We start from the raw sequence: 14,900 nt of genomic DNA on the forward strand, positions 1-14,900 counted from the left end.
TACCTGATCTAAACGCCAATAGAGGGTGGTTTGATCAGCGCTGACAGCTTACGCAATACACCGTACTCCGTCCAGCCATGCGGATCTCGCGCAGCGGTTCCGCACAGGTAACGCACGGCTCACCCTTGCGTCCATAGACCTTCAATTCAATACGAAAATAGCCCGCTTGCCCCGTCGCGCTGACGTAGTCACGCAGTGTAGTACCGCCCTGATCAATCGCTCGTGCTAACACCGTCTTGATGTGAGCGGTTAAACTTTCACAACGAGCCAAGCTGATGCGGTCACAGGCGCGGGTCGGGTGAATGCCGGCTTCAAACAGCGCTTCATTGGCGTAGATATTTCCTACGCCTACCACCAACGACGCATCCATTAAGGCGGTTTTGATCGGGCCGCGACGTTTACGCAGTTGGGAGTACAGATACTCGCTCGTGAAGTCGTCACTGAGTGGTTCCGGGCCGAGCTTGGTGATCAGTGGATGCGTGGTCCAGTCGGGTGTGTAGAGAATCGCGCCAAAACGTCGCGGGTCGCGGTAGCGAATGAGCGTACCGTCTTCCATGATCCAGTCACAATGATCGTGTTTTTCCAGCGCTGCGCCGGTGGGCACAATACGAAACTGCCCACTCATGCCTAAATGCGCCAGTATCTGCCCCTGATCCAAGTGCAGGACCAAATACTTACTGCGCCGGGTGACGCGGTACACCGTCTGCCCGGCGACCAGATTGGGCCACTGCGGTTCGATGGGCCAACGCAGCCGAGGTTCACGCACCAGCCATTGCGACAATCGCTTGCCTTCGATGTGGGGAGCTATGCCGCGGCGGGTTGTTTCGACTTCTGGCAGTTCAGGCATTGAATCGGATATCCTTAAAAACCTCTTTTTCTCAATTTGGCGGAGTTAAAAAAACTCTCATGTCGAGTTTTTTGCCTAGCCAAATTTTCGCCTCTGAGGTTTTTATTGCAGTTGGTCGGTTACAGGAACGGAAGTATAAAGCGAACGCGCACAAAAAACCCGGCGAACTGACGTTGGCCGGGTTTTGTAGGAGCTAAAAACCAATTACTTGATTTTGGCTTCTTTGAACATTACGTGCTTACGAACCACTGGATCATACTTTTTCATTTCCAGTTTATCGGGTGTAGTACGCTTGTTCTTGTCAGTGGTATAGAAATACCCAGTACCCGCAGAGGATACCATCCGAATTTTATCGCGTGGCATCTTAGGCCTCCTTAAACTTTCTCACCGCGCTTGCGCAGATCGACCAGCACCGACTCGATGCCTTTTTTATCAATGATACGCATACCTTTTGCAGATACACGCAGTTTTACAAAGCGGTTCTCACCTTCAACCCAAAAACGGTGGGTGTGCAGGTTAGGCAGAAAACGACGTTTCGTTCTGCGCTTTGAGTGAGACACGTTGTTACCTGTTACAGGACGTTTACCTGTAACCTGACAAACTCTGGACATCTTGTATCGCCTCCGACTATGGGCTCGCCTGATTCATGCTCGGACCGCCCCAGCATGGAACGGCACGTAATCCACTTAAGGGCACATTTAAAACTACTGCGCTCGCATTGGCGGCGTTAAAATTCTCCTCAAAATGCTCATTTACAATAGTAAACTGCGCGTTCTCGTCGAATTTTGCCTTGCCCGTGCTTCGCTCGTGACGTTTTAAGATGCCCCTTATGGACATACCTAATTTTGGTCGCGCGCGTTCGCTACCTTCGCAGAAGCACCCTGTGGCAATGCGCAGGGCGCGGGACCCGTTAAAAAAGAGCACGCTTTATACCAGACGGCTGTACTGATTTCAAGCAGTTATGTGGTTTATGAGCGAATGAACCACAGTGAATGGTTGAGGTCTGGGGCTGGTTGAGCGTTTGAGGCAGGCTCTAGGGGAAAGGGAACGTGGGAGGCAGGATGCCGACCCCGTAGCGCCCCATGGATGGGTTCAAGCGGTCCCGTCCCCTAGAGCCTGCCTCAAACGCCCAGCCATCACTTGGGGCGGCCCGCTGAGCGCTTTTTTAACACCGCGAGATTGAGCAAAAGTGGTTTATTACCTCAAAGCCAGCCGCGCTCGGCGAATGACACCGTCTCCCCACACCCCACGACAATATGATCGAGCAAGCGGATGTCGACCAAATCCAAGGCTTTTTGCAGGCGCTCAGTGATCATGCGGTCGCTGTGACTGGGTTCGGCCACGCCACTGGGGTGGTTGTGAGAGATGATTAATGCCGCCGCATTGTGCGCCAAGGCCGCTTTCACCACTTCACGCGGGTGCACCGGTGCGCTGTCGATGGTGCCCTCAAATAAGGGTTCAAAGGCCAGCAGGCGGTGTTGGTTGTCAAGAAATAGGGCGGCAAAGCACTCGCGGGGTCGGTGTTGCAACTGGGCCTGTAGGTAGGACTTCACGTGTTCGGGTTGGGTGAACACGGGAGCTTCGTTTAAGCCTTGCTGCAAATATCGGCGCGCCATTTCCAGCACTGCACTCAGTTGGGCGAACTTCGCATCACCCAATCCGGGACTGGCGCAGAACGCCGTGCGGCTCAATTGCAGAATGCTTCCGAGGGAACCATGTTGATGGATCAAAGTCCTAGCAAGGTCGACGGCACTCAAGCCGGGCAGGCCGGTGCGCAGGAAGATGGCCAGGAGTTCAGCGTCAGACAGGGCGGCAGCGCCAACCGAAAGTAATTTTTCCCGTGGGCGGTCGCCCTCGGGCCAGCTTTTTATAGACATTTCGCGTATCCTTATCGAAATAGTATCCTTCTGCCCGTATTGTTGAATTCGGGTGCGCGCAGTGCAAGAGGAAACAGCATGAAATTGCACGGAAAACACATTTTGCTGGGTGTCAGTGGTGGCATTGCAGCTTATAAGAGTGCTGAACTGGCGCGCGGGCTGATCAAGGCCGGTGCCGAGGTGCAGGTGATCCTGACCGCGGGTGCAGAAGCCTTTATTACGCCGCTGACGTTTCAGGCGCTGACCGGTCGTGCCGTGCGCACCGAATTGCTCGATGAAACGGCTGAGCAAGGCATGGGGCATATTGAATTGGCGCGCTGGGCGGATTTGATTCTGCTCGCGCCCGCTACGGCGAACCTCTTGGCGCGTTTGAATGCCGGGATGGCAGATGATTTGTTAACCACCGTTGTCTTGGCCAGCAAGGCGCCCTTGGCCATTGCACCGGCCATGAATCAGCAGATGTGGGCCAATGTAGCGACCCAACGTAACATAAAGGCACTGACCGACTTGTATCAGCCACTGTGGTTGGGCCCGGACTCTGGAGAACAGGCCTGTGGCGATGTGGGTGCGGGGCGCATGATGGAGCCCGATGCCATCGTGGCTCAGCTCGAACAGCAGGCTACGGCTTCCGGCGCATGGCAGGGAAAGAAGGTGGTAATAACCGCCGGGCCGACACGGGAAGCCGTTGACCCGGTGCGTTACCTGACCAATCACAGCTCTGGCAAGATGGGCTATGCCTTGGCCGCGGAAGCTGCACGCCAAGGCGCTGAGGTGGTGTTGATCAGCGGCCCCGTTAATTTGCCTACGCCTGCCGGCGTAAGGCGTATCGACGTTATTTCGGCGCGTGATATGGCGGCGGCGGCCGAAGAATATGCGCCTGCGACCGATCTCTTTATTGGCGCAGCGGCGGTGGCCGATTATCATGTGGTCAATACGTCCAACCAAAAGCACAAGAAGCAGGCGTCTGATCAGGCTTGGACACTGCAGTTGGCAGAGAATCCAGATATTATTCAGGGCGTGGCGCAGCATAAGCGTCGTCCAACGACCGTAGTGGGCTTTGCCGCTGAAACCACAGACGTTGAGCAGTATGCGCGTGATAAACTGGCGCGCAAAAATCTAGACTGGATTGTCGCCAATGACGTCAGTCGTACCGACATCGGCTTCAACAGTGATGACAATCAGGTGGTGGTGTTCGGGCGCAATGGGCTGCGCTCGGATCTGCCACAGCAAAGCAAGACACAACTCGCCAGTGCACTGCTGGCTTTGTTTACTAAGGATTGAACGATGAGTTTGCACTCGGTACAGATAAAGATCGTAGACCCTCGCTTAGGCGATAGCATTCCGCTGCCTACCTACGCTACCGAAGGTTCCGCTGGGCTCGACCTGAGAGCCTGTCTTGAGCGACCGCTGACCCTGGAGCCGGGCCAGACCGAGCTGATTCCCACGGGTTTGGCCATGTATGTGGCGAATCCACAATACGCCGCGATGATTTTGCCGCGGTCCGGTTTAGGTCATAAGCACGGAATTGTGTTGGGTAATTTGGTGGGATTGATCGACTCCGACTATCAAGGGCAATTGATGGTGTCTTGTTGGAATCGTGGTCAGGAGCCCTTTACCATCGAAGTGGGTGAACGCATCGCGCAGTTGGTTATCGTGCCGGTGTTACAGCCCGATTTTGACATCGTATCGGAATTCACCTTAAGCCAGCGCGGTGCTGGTGGTTTTGGTCACACCGGTAAACACTAATTCTCCCGATCAGGAACACAGGAAGAACATGCCTCTCACCCGAAAAGACGCCCTGAACTTCGCTGGTGTACTCAGTGAAGCGCTGCCGTACATCCAGAAATTTGCCGGTAAAGTACTGGTTGTGAAGTACGGCGGCAATGCCATGGTCGACGAGAACCTGCAAGCCAGTTTTGCGCGCGACATGGTGCTGCTGAAAACCGTGGGCATTCACCCCGTTGTGGTGCACGGCGGCGGGCCGCAAATTGGCGACCTTTTAAAGCGCTTGAACATTGAGTCGGAATTTGTGGATGGCATGCGCGTAACCACCGGCGAAACCATGGATGTCGTCGAGATGGTGCTGGGCGGGCTGGTGAACAAGCAGATCGTCAATTTGATCAACCAGAACGGCGGTCGTGCCGTCGGTGTGACCGGAAAGGACGGGCAAACCATTCGCGCCACGCGCCTCAAAGTACGCAAGATGTCGCCCGACCTCGAAACGTCGGAAATCATCGACATAGGGCATGTGGGCGAAGTGGCGCACATTGATCCGAGTCTGATCAATTTGATGCTGAACAGTGACATGATTCCCGTCGTCGCCCCGATCGGTGTCGGCGCCGACGGCACCAGCTACAACATCAACGCCGACCTTGTGGCGGGCAAATTGGCGGAAACCATGGGCGCAGAGAAACTGATTCTGCTGACCAATATTTCCGGCGTGCAGGACAAAGAAGGCAATGTGCTGACGGGATTGTCGACCGAGGCCGTCAACGCCCTGATCGCCGATGGCACCATTTATGGCGGTATGCTGCCGAAAATTCGTTGTGCGCTGGAAGCCGTGAACGGCGGCGTGCACAGTGCACACATCATTGACGGTCGGGTAGCGCACGCTACATTGCTGGAAGTGTTCTCAAACGAGGGTGTTGGTACCCTCATCACCAACGACGAGAGTACGTTAGACTGATGACGACCAAAGGCCTTTCACGCAAGGAACAGATACTGCAGGCGCTGGCGGAGATGCTGGAGCAGGGTGCGGGCAACAAGATCACCACCGCCAAGTTGGCGGAACGAGTCGGGGTGTCCGAGGCGGCGTTGTATCGCCACTTTCCCAGCAAGGCAAAGATGTTTGAGGGACTGATTGAGTTCATTGAAGAGACTATCTTCACTCGCATCAATCGAATTTTGGCTGAAGAGCCGCGTGCCGTGGCGCGTTGTTACGCGGTATTGAGCCTGTTGTTGGCTTTCGCCGAGCGTAACCCCGGTATGAGCCGGATTATGGTGGGCGATGCGTTAGCGGGCGAAGTGGACCGTCTGCGCCAACGCGTGGCGCAGTTTTTTGACCGCGTTGAATTGCAGCTTAAGCAAATCATTCGTGAGTCCGGCTTGGCCGAAGAGTTGTACACGCCCATCGAACCAGCGCTGGTAGCGAATTTGTTGTTGGCCGTGGTGGAAGGGCGCATTGCGCAGTTTGTGCGCAGCCAGTTTGAGAAGCCGCCCACGGCGGGTTGGGATGATCAGTGGCCGGTATTGTCGGGCGCTATTTTTGGTGTCGTACCCCAGACAGATGAGGTGTAAGTAATGGTTAAGGTATTTGTCGACGGGCAAGAAGGCACAACGGGTCTGCAGATTAAAGAGCGTCTGGATAGACACCCCGACGTACAATTGCTGGAAATTGATCCCAATGAGCGTAAGAACACGGCTGCTCGTCAGGCGTTATTGAACGAAGCCGATGTGGCGTTTTTGTGTTTGCCGGATGCTGCTGCGAAAGAATCAGCGGCGTTAGTAACCAATCCGGATACTCGTCTGATTGACGCCAGCACGGCGCACCGCACCGACCCTGATTGGGTATACGGCTTGCCAGAAATCAGCCCGGAGCAACGTCAGCGCATCGCCCAAAGCACGCGTGTGTCTAACCCCGGCTGTCACGCCACCGGCTTTAATTTGCTGGTGGCACCGTTGGTAGCACGCGGTTTGTTGCACCCATCGTCGCCCTTAAGTTGTCAGTCGCTGACTGGGTACAGTGGTGGCGGTAAAGCCTTGATAGCCACCTACGAAGACGCCGACGAGGCAACGCGTGCGCGCTTGCTGGGCCCGTCGCACTATGGCTTGTCATTGAACCATAAGCACCTGCCTGAGATGCAGAACGTCTGTGGCTTGGCGTTACCGCCGGTGTTTACGCCCGTCGTTGGGCCGTTCTACAAGGGCATGGTGGTGACGGTGCCTTTGCACGCTGCCCAGTTGATGATGGAGCAGCGTGATGCCGCCAGCGTACGCGACGCCCTGGCCGAGCACTACGCTGACAGCCACTTCGTTGAAGTGATGCCTTATGACGCCGCAGGCGGCGTTGATGGCGGATTCCTGAATCCGCAGGCGGCGAACGATACCAACCGGAATGAGATCTTTGTGTTCGGCAGCGATCAGCGTATTTTGCTGGTGTCGCGTTTGGACAATCTCGGCAAGGGGGCGTCTGGTGCGGCGGTGCAGAATATGAACATTATGTTGGGGTTGTCGGAAGATACCTCACTGTAGGGCGGAGCATCCTCCGTTTAGGTCCTTAGTAGGCTCTAGGGTGTATGCCTCCGGCGCTCCACGGCAGGCCGGGAGTCGCGCCTTGAGGCATACTCCCTGCGCCTACCCTTGCTTGACGGATTTCGCTTCACTCGACCGGCGTTTCAACCACTGCACCAGCTTGTTGGCGACCAACGGGAATACGCCGATCAAGGCGAAGGACAGCAAGAGCGTTGGCGATGCAATGCCGCTGAGCGAATCGATTTGCGCCAACTGCGTACCCGCATTCACGTACACCGCTGTGCCAGCAAGCATCCCCACCTGACTCACCCAGTAGAATGTCCAGACCCGCAAGCCGGTCAGACCCATCAGCAAATTAATCACAAAAAACGGAAACAGCGGCACCAGGCGCAGGGTGAACAGATAAAAGGCCCCATCGCGATGAATGCCATTGTTAATGGCGTCCAGTTGGCGCGGAAAGCGCTGCTGTAAGCTGTCTTGAAACAAGAAGCGCGCCACCAGAAACGCCAAGGTAGCCCCGATGGTGCTGGCGAACGACACGGCAACTAAGCCCGTCGCCAGGCCGAACACCGCCCCGCCCGCTAGGGTCATGATGGCCGCGCCGGGTAACGACAATGCCGCCATCACGATGTAGATCAGCATATAGAGCGCTATCGTCAGGGCGCGGTTCGCTTCATAGAACGCATTCAGTTGGTCTTGTTGGGCTTTCAAATAGGCTAGATTGAAGTACTGGCCGAGATCAAACAGAAAATAGGCACCGATGGCACAAGCGATCACGGCAAAGAGGACGAGCTTTTTCATGGAAGGTTCCTAATAAGTTGCTTCCTCTAAGAGTGCAGACAAAGAGAAAAGTTCCCATCCTCGGTAGACGTTATCCATAACTTCGGCCAGAGGGCTGGCCTCCTACGGGTGGTTCTTGTAGGAGGCCAGCCCTCTGGCCGAATCGGCTCTAAATACCGTATTTATCCCGATAAGCCTGCACCGCCGCTAAATGCTCGGCCATGCCCGTTTGCTCTTGCAAGAACGCCAGCAAGTCGTTGAGCGTCACAATGGATACGACGGGTACGCCGTAATCGGTTTCTATTTCCTGAATGGCGGAACGCTCGCCTTTACCACGTTCTTGGCGGTCCAACGCCACCAGTACACCACTGAGGCGGGCTTCCGGATAAGCGGCGATGATGTCCATCACTTCACGAATCGCTGTGCCGGCGGTAATCACGTCGTCGATGATGACGGTATTGCCCTGCAGCGGTGCGCCAACCAAGCTGCCACCTTCTCCGTGGTCTTTCTTCTCTTTGCGGTTAAACACATACGGCGTATTCACATGATGATTGCGATACAGCGCAATGCTGGTGGCGCTCGCCAGTGGGATGCCTTTGTAAGCCGGGCCAAACAATAAATCGTATTTCAGGCCGCTGTTTTGCAGCGCAGCAGCGTAGAAATCGCCCAGTCGGCTAAGGTCTTCGCCGGTTTGAAACAAGCCCGCATTGAAGAAGTAGGGGCTCGTACGGCCGGATTTCAAGGTAAATTCGCCAAAACGCAGTACGCCACGTTGGAGAGCAAATTCGATAAAGTCGCGTTGGTAGGTTTGCATTGCTGATGGGTCCGTATTAACTTGCTGAGAGAGGCAGCAGACTGTATGAATCCGTGTTTATGTTCTGCCTCTGAAGAGTAAGGTTTGGGTTTACTGAACACAGACAGTATAAACGCTTGTGACAATGGGTGGCGAGCAGCTTACAATACACCATAACAGCGCTGCTTTCAGTGTACACGCCTCTAACAAGAAATGGGTTCCTTAGGTAATTGCATGAAAATTGTCAGTATCAACGTCAATGGATTGGTGAACGCAGCTGATCGCGGTTTCGTGCATTGGCTAGAGCACTCTGATGTTGACGTAGTGTGTGTACAAGACATTCGAATCCGCGAACGCGACATCCCTGATCATTTGATGGAAGTGCCGGGTTATCACGCGTTCTTTTTTGATGCCGACGATCCAGCACAAGGTGGGGTTGGCATCTATGCCAAAGAAATGCCCAAAGCGGTGATTCGTGGGTTAGGCTTCCCGCAGTGCGATATGGAAGGCCGCTTTTTGCAGGCTGATTTTGAGAAGTTCAGTATCTGCTCGGTGCTCTTTCCGCGTGTGACCGCGGACGATGAGGATGAGCAAGAGCTGAAATTTCAGTTCATGGAAAGCTTCTTGAACCATTTGAAGAAAACCCGTCGCAAGCGCCGTGAGTTTATCTTTGCGGGCACCTTCCATATTGCCCACCGTACTATTGATTTGGGCAACTGGCAGGATTATCAACGGTCGTCTGGCTTCCTGCCGGAAGAGCGCGCTTGGATGGATCAGGTATTTGGTCCCTTGGGCTATGTTGATGCCTTCCGTTTGGTCAACCGTCGTGAGAAACAGCATACTTGGTGGCCGTATGACGAAGCGCAGCGCAATGGTTTGCGCTTGGATTATCAGATCATCACACCGAATCTGGCTGACTACGTCTTCGAGACCCGTATCATAACTGAGCCACGGGTATCGCCACATTGCCTGTTGGAAGTCGATTACGATCTCGACTGATCAGTGTCTGTAGGCCGTGTGTTGAAATATTGTGTATTTCGCACACAATGGCTGGCATGGGGGGGTAAAACTCTCCATAATTGCGCCCCCAATTATTGCCGCGCCATAAAAAAGCGCAGCGCAGATACACCCTGAGGTCCGGAGGGCACGTGAAGAATGGAAAAATTGCGACTGCATGGTTTCAATAACCTAACCAAGTCACTCAGCTTCAATATCTATGATATTGCTTATGCTAAGACAGAACGTCATCGTCAGGAATACATTGAATACATCGATGAACTGTATAATGCAGATCGCCTGACGGCTATTCTTGAGCAGGTGACCGAGATCATCGGTGCCAATGTTTTGAACATCGCCCGTCAGGACTACGAACCTGAGGGTGCGAGTGTCACCATTCTGATCGCCGAACACCCCGTAGATCCCACACCGGAAGAGATGACGGCGACGCCTGGCCCATTGCCGGAGTCCGTCGTGGGTCACCTGGACAAGAGTCACATTACAGTACACACGTACCCAGAAAGTGACCCGGACAGTGGCATCAGCACCTTCCGCGCCGATATCGATGTATCGACTTGCGGTTTGATTTCACCGCTCAAGGCGCTGAACTTTCTGATTCACTCGTTTGATTCTGACATCGTGATCATGGATTACCGCGTGCGTGGTTTTACCCGCATGGAAGACGGTAAGAAGATCTACATCGACCATGAAATTAATTCGATTCAGAATTACATGGATGCGGACACCAAAGAAAAGTTCGAGATGATCGACGTGAACGTCTATCAGGAAAACATCTTTCATACGAAAATGATGATGAAAAATTTCGACATTGAACAATATTTATTCGGTGCCGGGTCGAACGAATTTGAAGAAGACGAGTTGGCTGAGATTCAGCGTCGCTTACACAAAGAAATGCAGGAGATTTTCTACTCCCGCAATCTCAGTGACGGTCCACGCTGACCCTGGTACAGGGAGCATTAAAGAAGCCCGCAGCAGCGGGCTTCTTTTTGTCTGGCTAGTTGAGTTGCCACGCGGTGGTTGTGCCGGGTGCGTTGATCAGTACCCAGTCTTCCACGGCAGGATGCAGAAAGCCGGAGCTGACATAGGCGTGGTGTAAAATGCCCTCGCGCTTGAGGCGCAAAAACGAGACAGGCCAAGTGTCAGAATGTATCACATTATGCCGCTATGTTCGGTCATGCATGGGCCATGGCATAGGTCTTTTTGTTGAAGAGCGATTAGACCCTAGGCATTTTGCTGAAAGAATCGCAGCATTAATAATCAGGACTCTGGAGAAAGAACCATCATGGACAACCTTAACCATCTGTTGTTAGCGAATCAGACGTGGGCGGCCAGCAAATTGGAGGGTGATCCTGAATACTTTTCTCGCTTGGCGGCACAGCAAAAGCCCGAGATTTTATGGATTGGCTGTTCAGACAGCCGTGTGCCGGCAAACGAAATCGTCAATTTGCCTCCCGGTGAAATCTTCGTGCAACGTAATATCGCCAACCAGGTCATGCATACGGACATTAACTGTCTAAGCGTGGTTCAGTACGCCATCGATATCCTACAGGTGAAGCATGTCATCGTCGCTGGACACTACGGTTGTGGTGGCGTACAGGCGGCGTTGACGAACGAGGAGTACGGCATCGTAGATAACTGGCTACGCTCGATCAAGGACCTGTATGCGCGGCATGAACCCGACTTAAAAGGGTTGCCCGAACAGAAGCTTTTGGATCGCATGTGCGAACTGAACGTCGCAGAACAGGTAAACAATCTCGCCAAAACGAAAGCCGTGCAACGGGCATGGGCGCGAGAGCAGGAATTGCATCTGCACGGCTGGATATACGCAATTCAGGACGGCATCTTACAGGACTTAGATGTCACCCAAAGTGGTGCAGCGGCTTTGCCAGCGATCTATCATATGAACACTCCGGACAATCCGATGAAAACTGGCGGCTGAGTAAAGTTCTGCACGTGACGCCTAAACAACTATAATGAGCTAAAGCAGTAAGCAGCAAGGTCATCTCGCATGTTACGCTTCGTTGTTAGTTTGGTCGTGATGTTGCCGTTGGTAGTGCTGGCCGAGACGCTGATCGTATATCCAGCGCCAGAGTCACCACAGGATCGTCGCTTTGACGACTTGCAAGAGTTGTTGCGTGTTGCGTTGGAGCGCACTGTTGACGACTTTGGCCCGTTTCGCATGGAGCCCATGTCAGACAGTATGTCCTCTACGCGCTACGCTCGGGAACTCGAGCAAGGTCGGTTTCCCAATGTCATCTGGACGTCTACCTCCGTTGAGCGTGAACAAGCATTGTTGCCAGTGCGTATTCCTTTGCGGCGTGGGCTATTGAGTTATCGCATCGCGCTGATCAATGAAGCCGAACAGCCACGTTTCAGCACCATTCGCTCGCTGTCTGACTTACAAGAGCTAACCTTTGTGCAGGGCATTGGCTGGGGGGATGTGGAGGTTTATCGAGCCAACGGTATTCGTGTGGAAACCTCACAATATGAAAGCCAATTCCGCATGGTGCACGCTCGGCGAGTAGATATGTTTCCGCGTGGTGTCGGTGAAGTGTTTGCGGAGTTAGAGGACCGTGTTAAAGATCTGCCGGGCTTGGCAGTTGAGCGCGATTTGCTGCTGTATTATCCATGGCCCTATTACTTGTTTGTCGCGCGCGGCAATGATGCCTTAGCGCATCGGTTGGAAACTGGGCTGCGCCGTATGATTACTGACGGCTCGTTTGAAGAAATATTTCAGCGCTACCACGGGGCCGATATCGCTCGGGCGCGCCTCAATGAACGTCACATTATCCGTCTGCGTAATCCGCTACTGCCCCCTGAGACGCCACTGGAAGACCCAACGCTTTGGTTTTATCCTGACGGCTTTAAATATGAAAAGGACTAACCATGAACTACTGGTTGATGAAAAGCGAGCCAGACGCGTTCAGCATCGATGACTTACGGAGTCGCGGAGCCGATGGTGAGCCTTGGGACGGCGTGCGTAATTATCAGGCGCGTAATTTCATGTGGCATGATATGTCTGTAGGTGACCGTGTGTTGTTCTACCACAGCAGCTGTAAGGACGTCGGTGTAGCCGGTATCGCAGAGATTATCTCAGAGGCTGTACCAGACGAATCGCAATTTAACCCTGAGAGCCCGTATTACGATCCAAAGGCAACAGCGGACAAGCCTCGATGGTACTTGCGGCAGGTGCGTTTTGTGGAGAAATTCCCGACCATCATCCCATTGGCTTTGCTTAAAAAACAGAGCGCGCTGGTAGATATGGCCTTGTTGAAGCGTGGTCGACTGTCCGTGTCTCCCGTTACTGAAAGCGAGTGGCATGCCGTTCTGTCATTGAGCTAATAGGATCATTACTGCTGCAGTGGCAAGCGTAGCAAAGAATTACTTAAGCCGAGTTTGATTGGGTCGGCAGGGCCTTCTACGTTGACCGCGTCGTTTGTCAGGTCGATATCACGAGGCGGAAATTGGGTGTCGTCGGGTATGTTGTAGACCAGCCGCACATGCGATGGTTTGTTATCATCGTTATGCCGCATGACCAGCCCGACGTGATCATTGTCCAGTTTCACCGCGCTACCCAGTGGGTAGAGCCCCTGGGTACGAATCAGGCGCTTCACGATGTCGCTATCCAGTTCTTTGGGCATGTTCAGCATCGCTTTGAATGCCAAAACGGGATGGTAATAGACATCGCGGCCGACGCGATTACTCAGCATGTCGAACACATCAACCACCGCGGCCAGTTTACCCAAAGGGTGTATTTCATCCGACGTCAGTCGGTCAGGAATACCTGAACCGTCTAGGCGCTCGTAGTTTTGCGTAGCGATAATAATAGCTTCGCGCGGCACTTGGGGTAGGGTTGTAAGCACACTCCGTACCTGATGTGCATTTTTTTGCAGTTGCGCTGATCGATCAGGTGGTAGCTTGATACGAGTATCCTGTACACCGTCCGGCAGCATGGCGCGGGCGAGATCATGTGTCAAACCTGCGAAGATCAGGCGCTTCAGCAGTTCGGTATCGTCTTTTTCCTGGCCACGGATGACTTGATCAGCCAGAGTTAGGCCCACACTGACTGAGTGTTCGAACAAGTAGTCTTGAGCACTGCGCACGCGTGTCAGAAGCATCAGCTGTTGACGGTCTTTGCTCCATACTTCGGCTAAGTCTTGGGCGGCTTCCATGGCCTGATCAATGGGTAACTCTTGCTCGCCACGCAACTTAGCGACGAGCGCACGCACGGCAGAAACACCGGCTTGGTGCGCTGTACGATAGTCCCTGTCCGCGGCAGTGCGTGCGCGCAGTGCGCGCGCTTTGTCTTTCTGTGATTTTTGCTTCGGCGGTGGCGGCGGCGGTGCTTCAGGATCTCCCCCTGCTGCCAGTTTGCTGTCTAGCGCCGCCTTTTCGGATGCAGTGTCTGGTGGGAGAAAGCGTGCTGGAATGCCTGAAACAAGGCCACCATTTTTGACAAAGTTAATGTGGTCGCGCTGTAAGTCGCTGACAACATTTGCCACATCGTCATCTTCATGTGGTGTCAAATCCTTGAATTGGCACCCGCAGTGCGTCTGCTTGCGGGCTTCATCATAGAAGACGTGGCGCATGATCAAATTCAAGCTGATTTCAGTATTATTGGGGAACAGCATCCGTACCGGCTTTTGCTCAGTTTTTTCCGTAAGTACATCAACGTAATACCCGTCGATTTCGATTTTGCAGCCTTCAGCAGATAGGTCGCGTAACTTGCCGCGAATAAGATTGCCGTTGTCGTCCAACAACCGAACAAATATATTGAGCGCCACACGTACTGTAGCACGGTACGATTGGCGCCGCTGGTAGTAGTGAATTTCATTAGGGAATGGGACTAGGTAGACTAAATTACCATCTTGGTCTTTCTGAGCGCTGGCTTTCACGTTGCGCCCACGCAGGCGGCACCCGTCATAGTAGGACTCAAAATTAAAAGCCCGTCCTTCTTGCATCAGGGCATTGTGATTAGCGGGAAGTACCTCGTCTATTAAGAAATTCTTTTTTTCACCATCGACACTGATCACGTAGCTGGTCAGCGTGCGGGACATGCCAGAGAATGAAATAGTGACCGGTGACAACTTTTGCTGGACGTGCCTCAGCAATCGAGCGATTTCGCTCGATGACTTGATAAACTGGCCTTCGGTGCCCTGTGTGTCCACCCGCTTACCTCTTGAGTCCTTGCCAAAAACTGGCTGAATGTGATCGCGTATTTGATTTATTCGTGATCTGCGTCCTGTGGGCCTCACAAGACGGAATAGCACTGTTCAATGGCTGAAAGTCTAACGTAAGTTGTCCCTGCTGTTGAGTGCTTTTATCGCCAATCTCA

The 14,900-nt window shown here is 53.6% G+C and carries 18 protein-coding genes; 10 read left to right on the plus strand and 8 right to left on the minus strand.

Features of this window, described 5'->3' with window-relative positions:
• Nucleotides 1-34 precede the first annotated feature (34 nt).
• From mutM to radC, 4 genes are all read right to left on the minus strand, one after another.
• Nucleotides 35-847, minus strand: coding sequence for a bifunctional DNA-formamidopyrimidine glycosylase/DNA-(apurinic or apyrimidinic site) lyase (gene mutM, locus NFC81_RS00645; RefSeq protein WP_304995603.1), 813 nt, complete (start codon nt 845-847; stop codon nt 35-37).
• Between the two features lie 204 nt (nt 848-1,051).
• The gene (gene rpmG, locus NFC81_RS00650) at nt 1,052-1,210 is read right to left on the minus strand and encodes a 50S ribosomal protein L33 (RefSeq protein WP_304995604.1); all 159 of its coding nucleotides are present in this window, start codon (nt 1,208-1,210) and stop codon (nt 1,052-1,054) included.
• A gap of 11 nt (nt 1,211-1,221) precedes the next feature.
• Nucleotides 1,222-1,458, minus strand: coding sequence for a 50S ribosomal protein L28 (gene rpmB, locus NFC81_RS00655; RefSeq protein WP_304995605.1), 237 nt, complete (start codon nt 1,456-1,458; stop codon nt 1,222-1,224).
• A gap of 591 nt (nt 1,459-2,049) precedes the next feature.
• Nucleotides 2,050-2,724 carry a DNA repair protein RadC gene (gene radC / locus NFC81_RS00660; RefSeq protein WP_304995606.1) on the minus strand — a complete coding sequence of 225 codons (675 nt, stop codon included), beginning with the start codon at nt 2,722-2,724 and terminating at the stop codon, nt 2,050-2,052.
• A gap of 78 nt (nt 2,725-2,802) precedes the next feature.
• Here radC and coaBC point away from each other — a divergent pair, with 78 nt between their 5' ends.
• The 5 genes from coaBC to argC are packed head-to-tail and all read left to right on the plus strand — an operon-like array spanning nt 2,803 to nt 6,975.
• Nucleotides 2,803-4,005 (plus strand): bifunctional phosphopantothenoylcysteine decarboxylase/phosphopantothenate--cysteine ligase CoaBC, encoded by a 1,203-nt coding sequence (gene coaBC, locus NFC81_RS00665; RefSeq protein ID WP_304995607.1) that lies wholly within the window; start codon nt 2,803-2,805, stop codon nt 4,003-4,005.
• 3 nt (nt 4,006-4,008) lie between these two features.
• On the plus strand, nt 4,009-4,470 hold the full coding sequence (gene dut, locus NFC81_RS00670; RefSeq protein ID WP_304995608.1) for a dUTP diphosphatase: 462 nt from the start codon (nt 4,009-4,011) through the stop codon (nt 4,468-4,470).
• Between the two features lie 28 nt (nt 4,471-4,498).
• Complete coding sequence (argB, locus tag NFC81_RS00675; protein ID WP_304995609.1) at nt 4,499-5,410, plus strand: acetylglutamate kinase; 912 nt, start codon at nt 4,499-4,501, stop codon at nt 5,408-5,410.
• Nucleotides 5,410-6,021 carry a nucleoid occlusion factor SlmA gene (gene slmA / locus NFC81_RS00680; RefSeq protein ID WP_304995610.1) on the plus strand — a complete coding sequence of 204 codons (612 nt, stop codon included), beginning with the start codon at nt 5,410-5,412 and terminating at the stop codon, nt 6,019-6,021. The genes argB and slmA overlap by 1 nt, the downstream gene beginning before the upstream one ends.
• A gap of 3 nt (nt 6,022-6,024) precedes the next feature.
• Nucleotides 6,025-6,975, plus strand: a complete 951-nt coding sequence (gene argC, locus NFC81_RS00685) for an N-acetyl-gamma-glutamyl-phosphate reductase (RefSeq protein WP_304995611.1) — start codon at nt 6,025-6,027, stop codon at nt 6,973-6,975.
• 102 nt (nt 6,976-7,077) lie between these two features.
• On the opposite strand, the gene NFC81_RS00690 is transcribed toward argC, so the two are convergent.
• Together NFC81_RS00690 and pyrE are read right to left on the minus strand one after the other, a co-directional pair.
• Nucleotides 7,078-7,776 carry a TVP38/TMEM64 family protein gene (locus tag NFC81_RS00690; protein ID WP_304995612.1) on the minus strand — a complete coding sequence of 233 codons (699 nt, stop codon included), beginning with the start codon at nt 7,774-7,776 and terminating at the stop codon, nt 7,078-7,080.
• Nucleotides 7,777-7,924: 148 nt separating this feature from the next.
• The gene (pyrE, locus tag NFC81_RS00695; protein ID WP_304995613.1) at nt 7,925-8,569 is read right to left on the minus strand and encodes an orotate phosphoribosyltransferase; all 645 of its coding nucleotides are present in this window, start codon (nt 8,567-8,569) and stop codon (nt 7,925-7,927) included.
• A gap of 213 nt (nt 8,570-8,782) precedes the next feature.
• Here pyrE and NFC81_RS00700 point away from each other — a divergent pair, with 213 nt between their 5' ends.
• The gene (locus NFC81_RS00700) at nt 8,783-9,547 is read left to right on the plus strand and encodes an exodeoxyribonuclease III (RefSeq protein ID WP_304995614.1); all 765 of its coding nucleotides are present in this window, start codon (nt 8,783-8,785) and stop codon (nt 9,545-9,547) included.
• Between the two features lie 156 nt (nt 9,548-9,703).
• Complete coding sequence (gene speD / locus NFC81_RS00705) at nt 9,704-10,504, plus strand: adenosylmethionine decarboxylase (RefSeq protein ID WP_304995615.1); 801 nt, start codon at nt 9,704-9,706, stop codon at nt 10,502-10,504.
• Nucleotides 10,505-10,559: 55 nt separating this feature from the next.
• On the opposite strand, the gene NFC81_RS00710 is transcribed toward speD, so the two are convergent.
• Nucleotides 10,560-10,718, minus strand: coding sequence for a hypothetical protein (locus NFC81_RS00710; protein WP_304995616.1), 159 nt, complete (start codon nt 10,716-10,718; stop codon nt 10,560-10,562).
• 126 nt (nt 10,719-10,844) lie between these two features.
• Here NFC81_RS00710 and can point away from each other — a divergent pair, with 126 nt between their 5' ends.
• From can to NFC81_RS00725, 3 genes are all read left to right on the plus strand, one after another.
• Nucleotides 10,845-11,504 carry a carbonate dehydratase gene (gene can, locus NFC81_RS00715; RefSeq protein ID WP_370529919.1) on the plus strand — a complete coding sequence of 220 codons (660 nt, stop codon included), beginning with the start codon at nt 10,845-10,847 and terminating at the stop codon, nt 11,502-11,504.
• A 69-nt stretch (nt 11,505-11,573) separates the two neighbouring features.
• Nucleotides 11,574-12,449: a transporter substrate-binding domain-containing protein gene (locus NFC81_RS00720; protein ID WP_304995618.1), complete on the plus strand. Its 876-nt coding sequence runs from the start codon at nt 11,574-11,576 to the stop codon at nt 12,447-12,449.
• Between the two features lie 2 nt (nt 12,450-12,451).
• The gene (locus NFC81_RS00725; protein ID WP_304995619.1) at nt 12,452-12,907 is read left to right on the plus strand and encodes an EVE domain-containing protein; all 456 of its coding nucleotides are present in this window, start codon (nt 12,452-12,454) and stop codon (nt 12,905-12,907) included.
• Nucleotides 12,908-12,915: 8 nt separating this feature from the next.
• Here the strand turns inward: NFC81_RS00725 and NFC81_RS00730 are convergent, their stop codons facing one another.
• Nucleotides 12,916-14,733 (minus strand): flagellar brake protein, encoded by a 1,818-nt coding sequence (locus NFC81_RS00730; protein WP_304995620.1) that lies wholly within the window; start codon nt 14,731-14,733, stop codon nt 12,916-12,918.
• Nucleotides 14,734-14,900: the final 167 nt, after the last annotated feature.

Origin of the sequence: Salinispirillum sp. LH 10-3-1 (assembly GCF_030643825.1) — a bacterium.
In the GTDB taxonomy this organism is placed as follows: Bacteria; Pseudomonadota; Gammaproteobacteria; order Pseudomonadales; family Natronospirillaceae; genus Salinispirillum.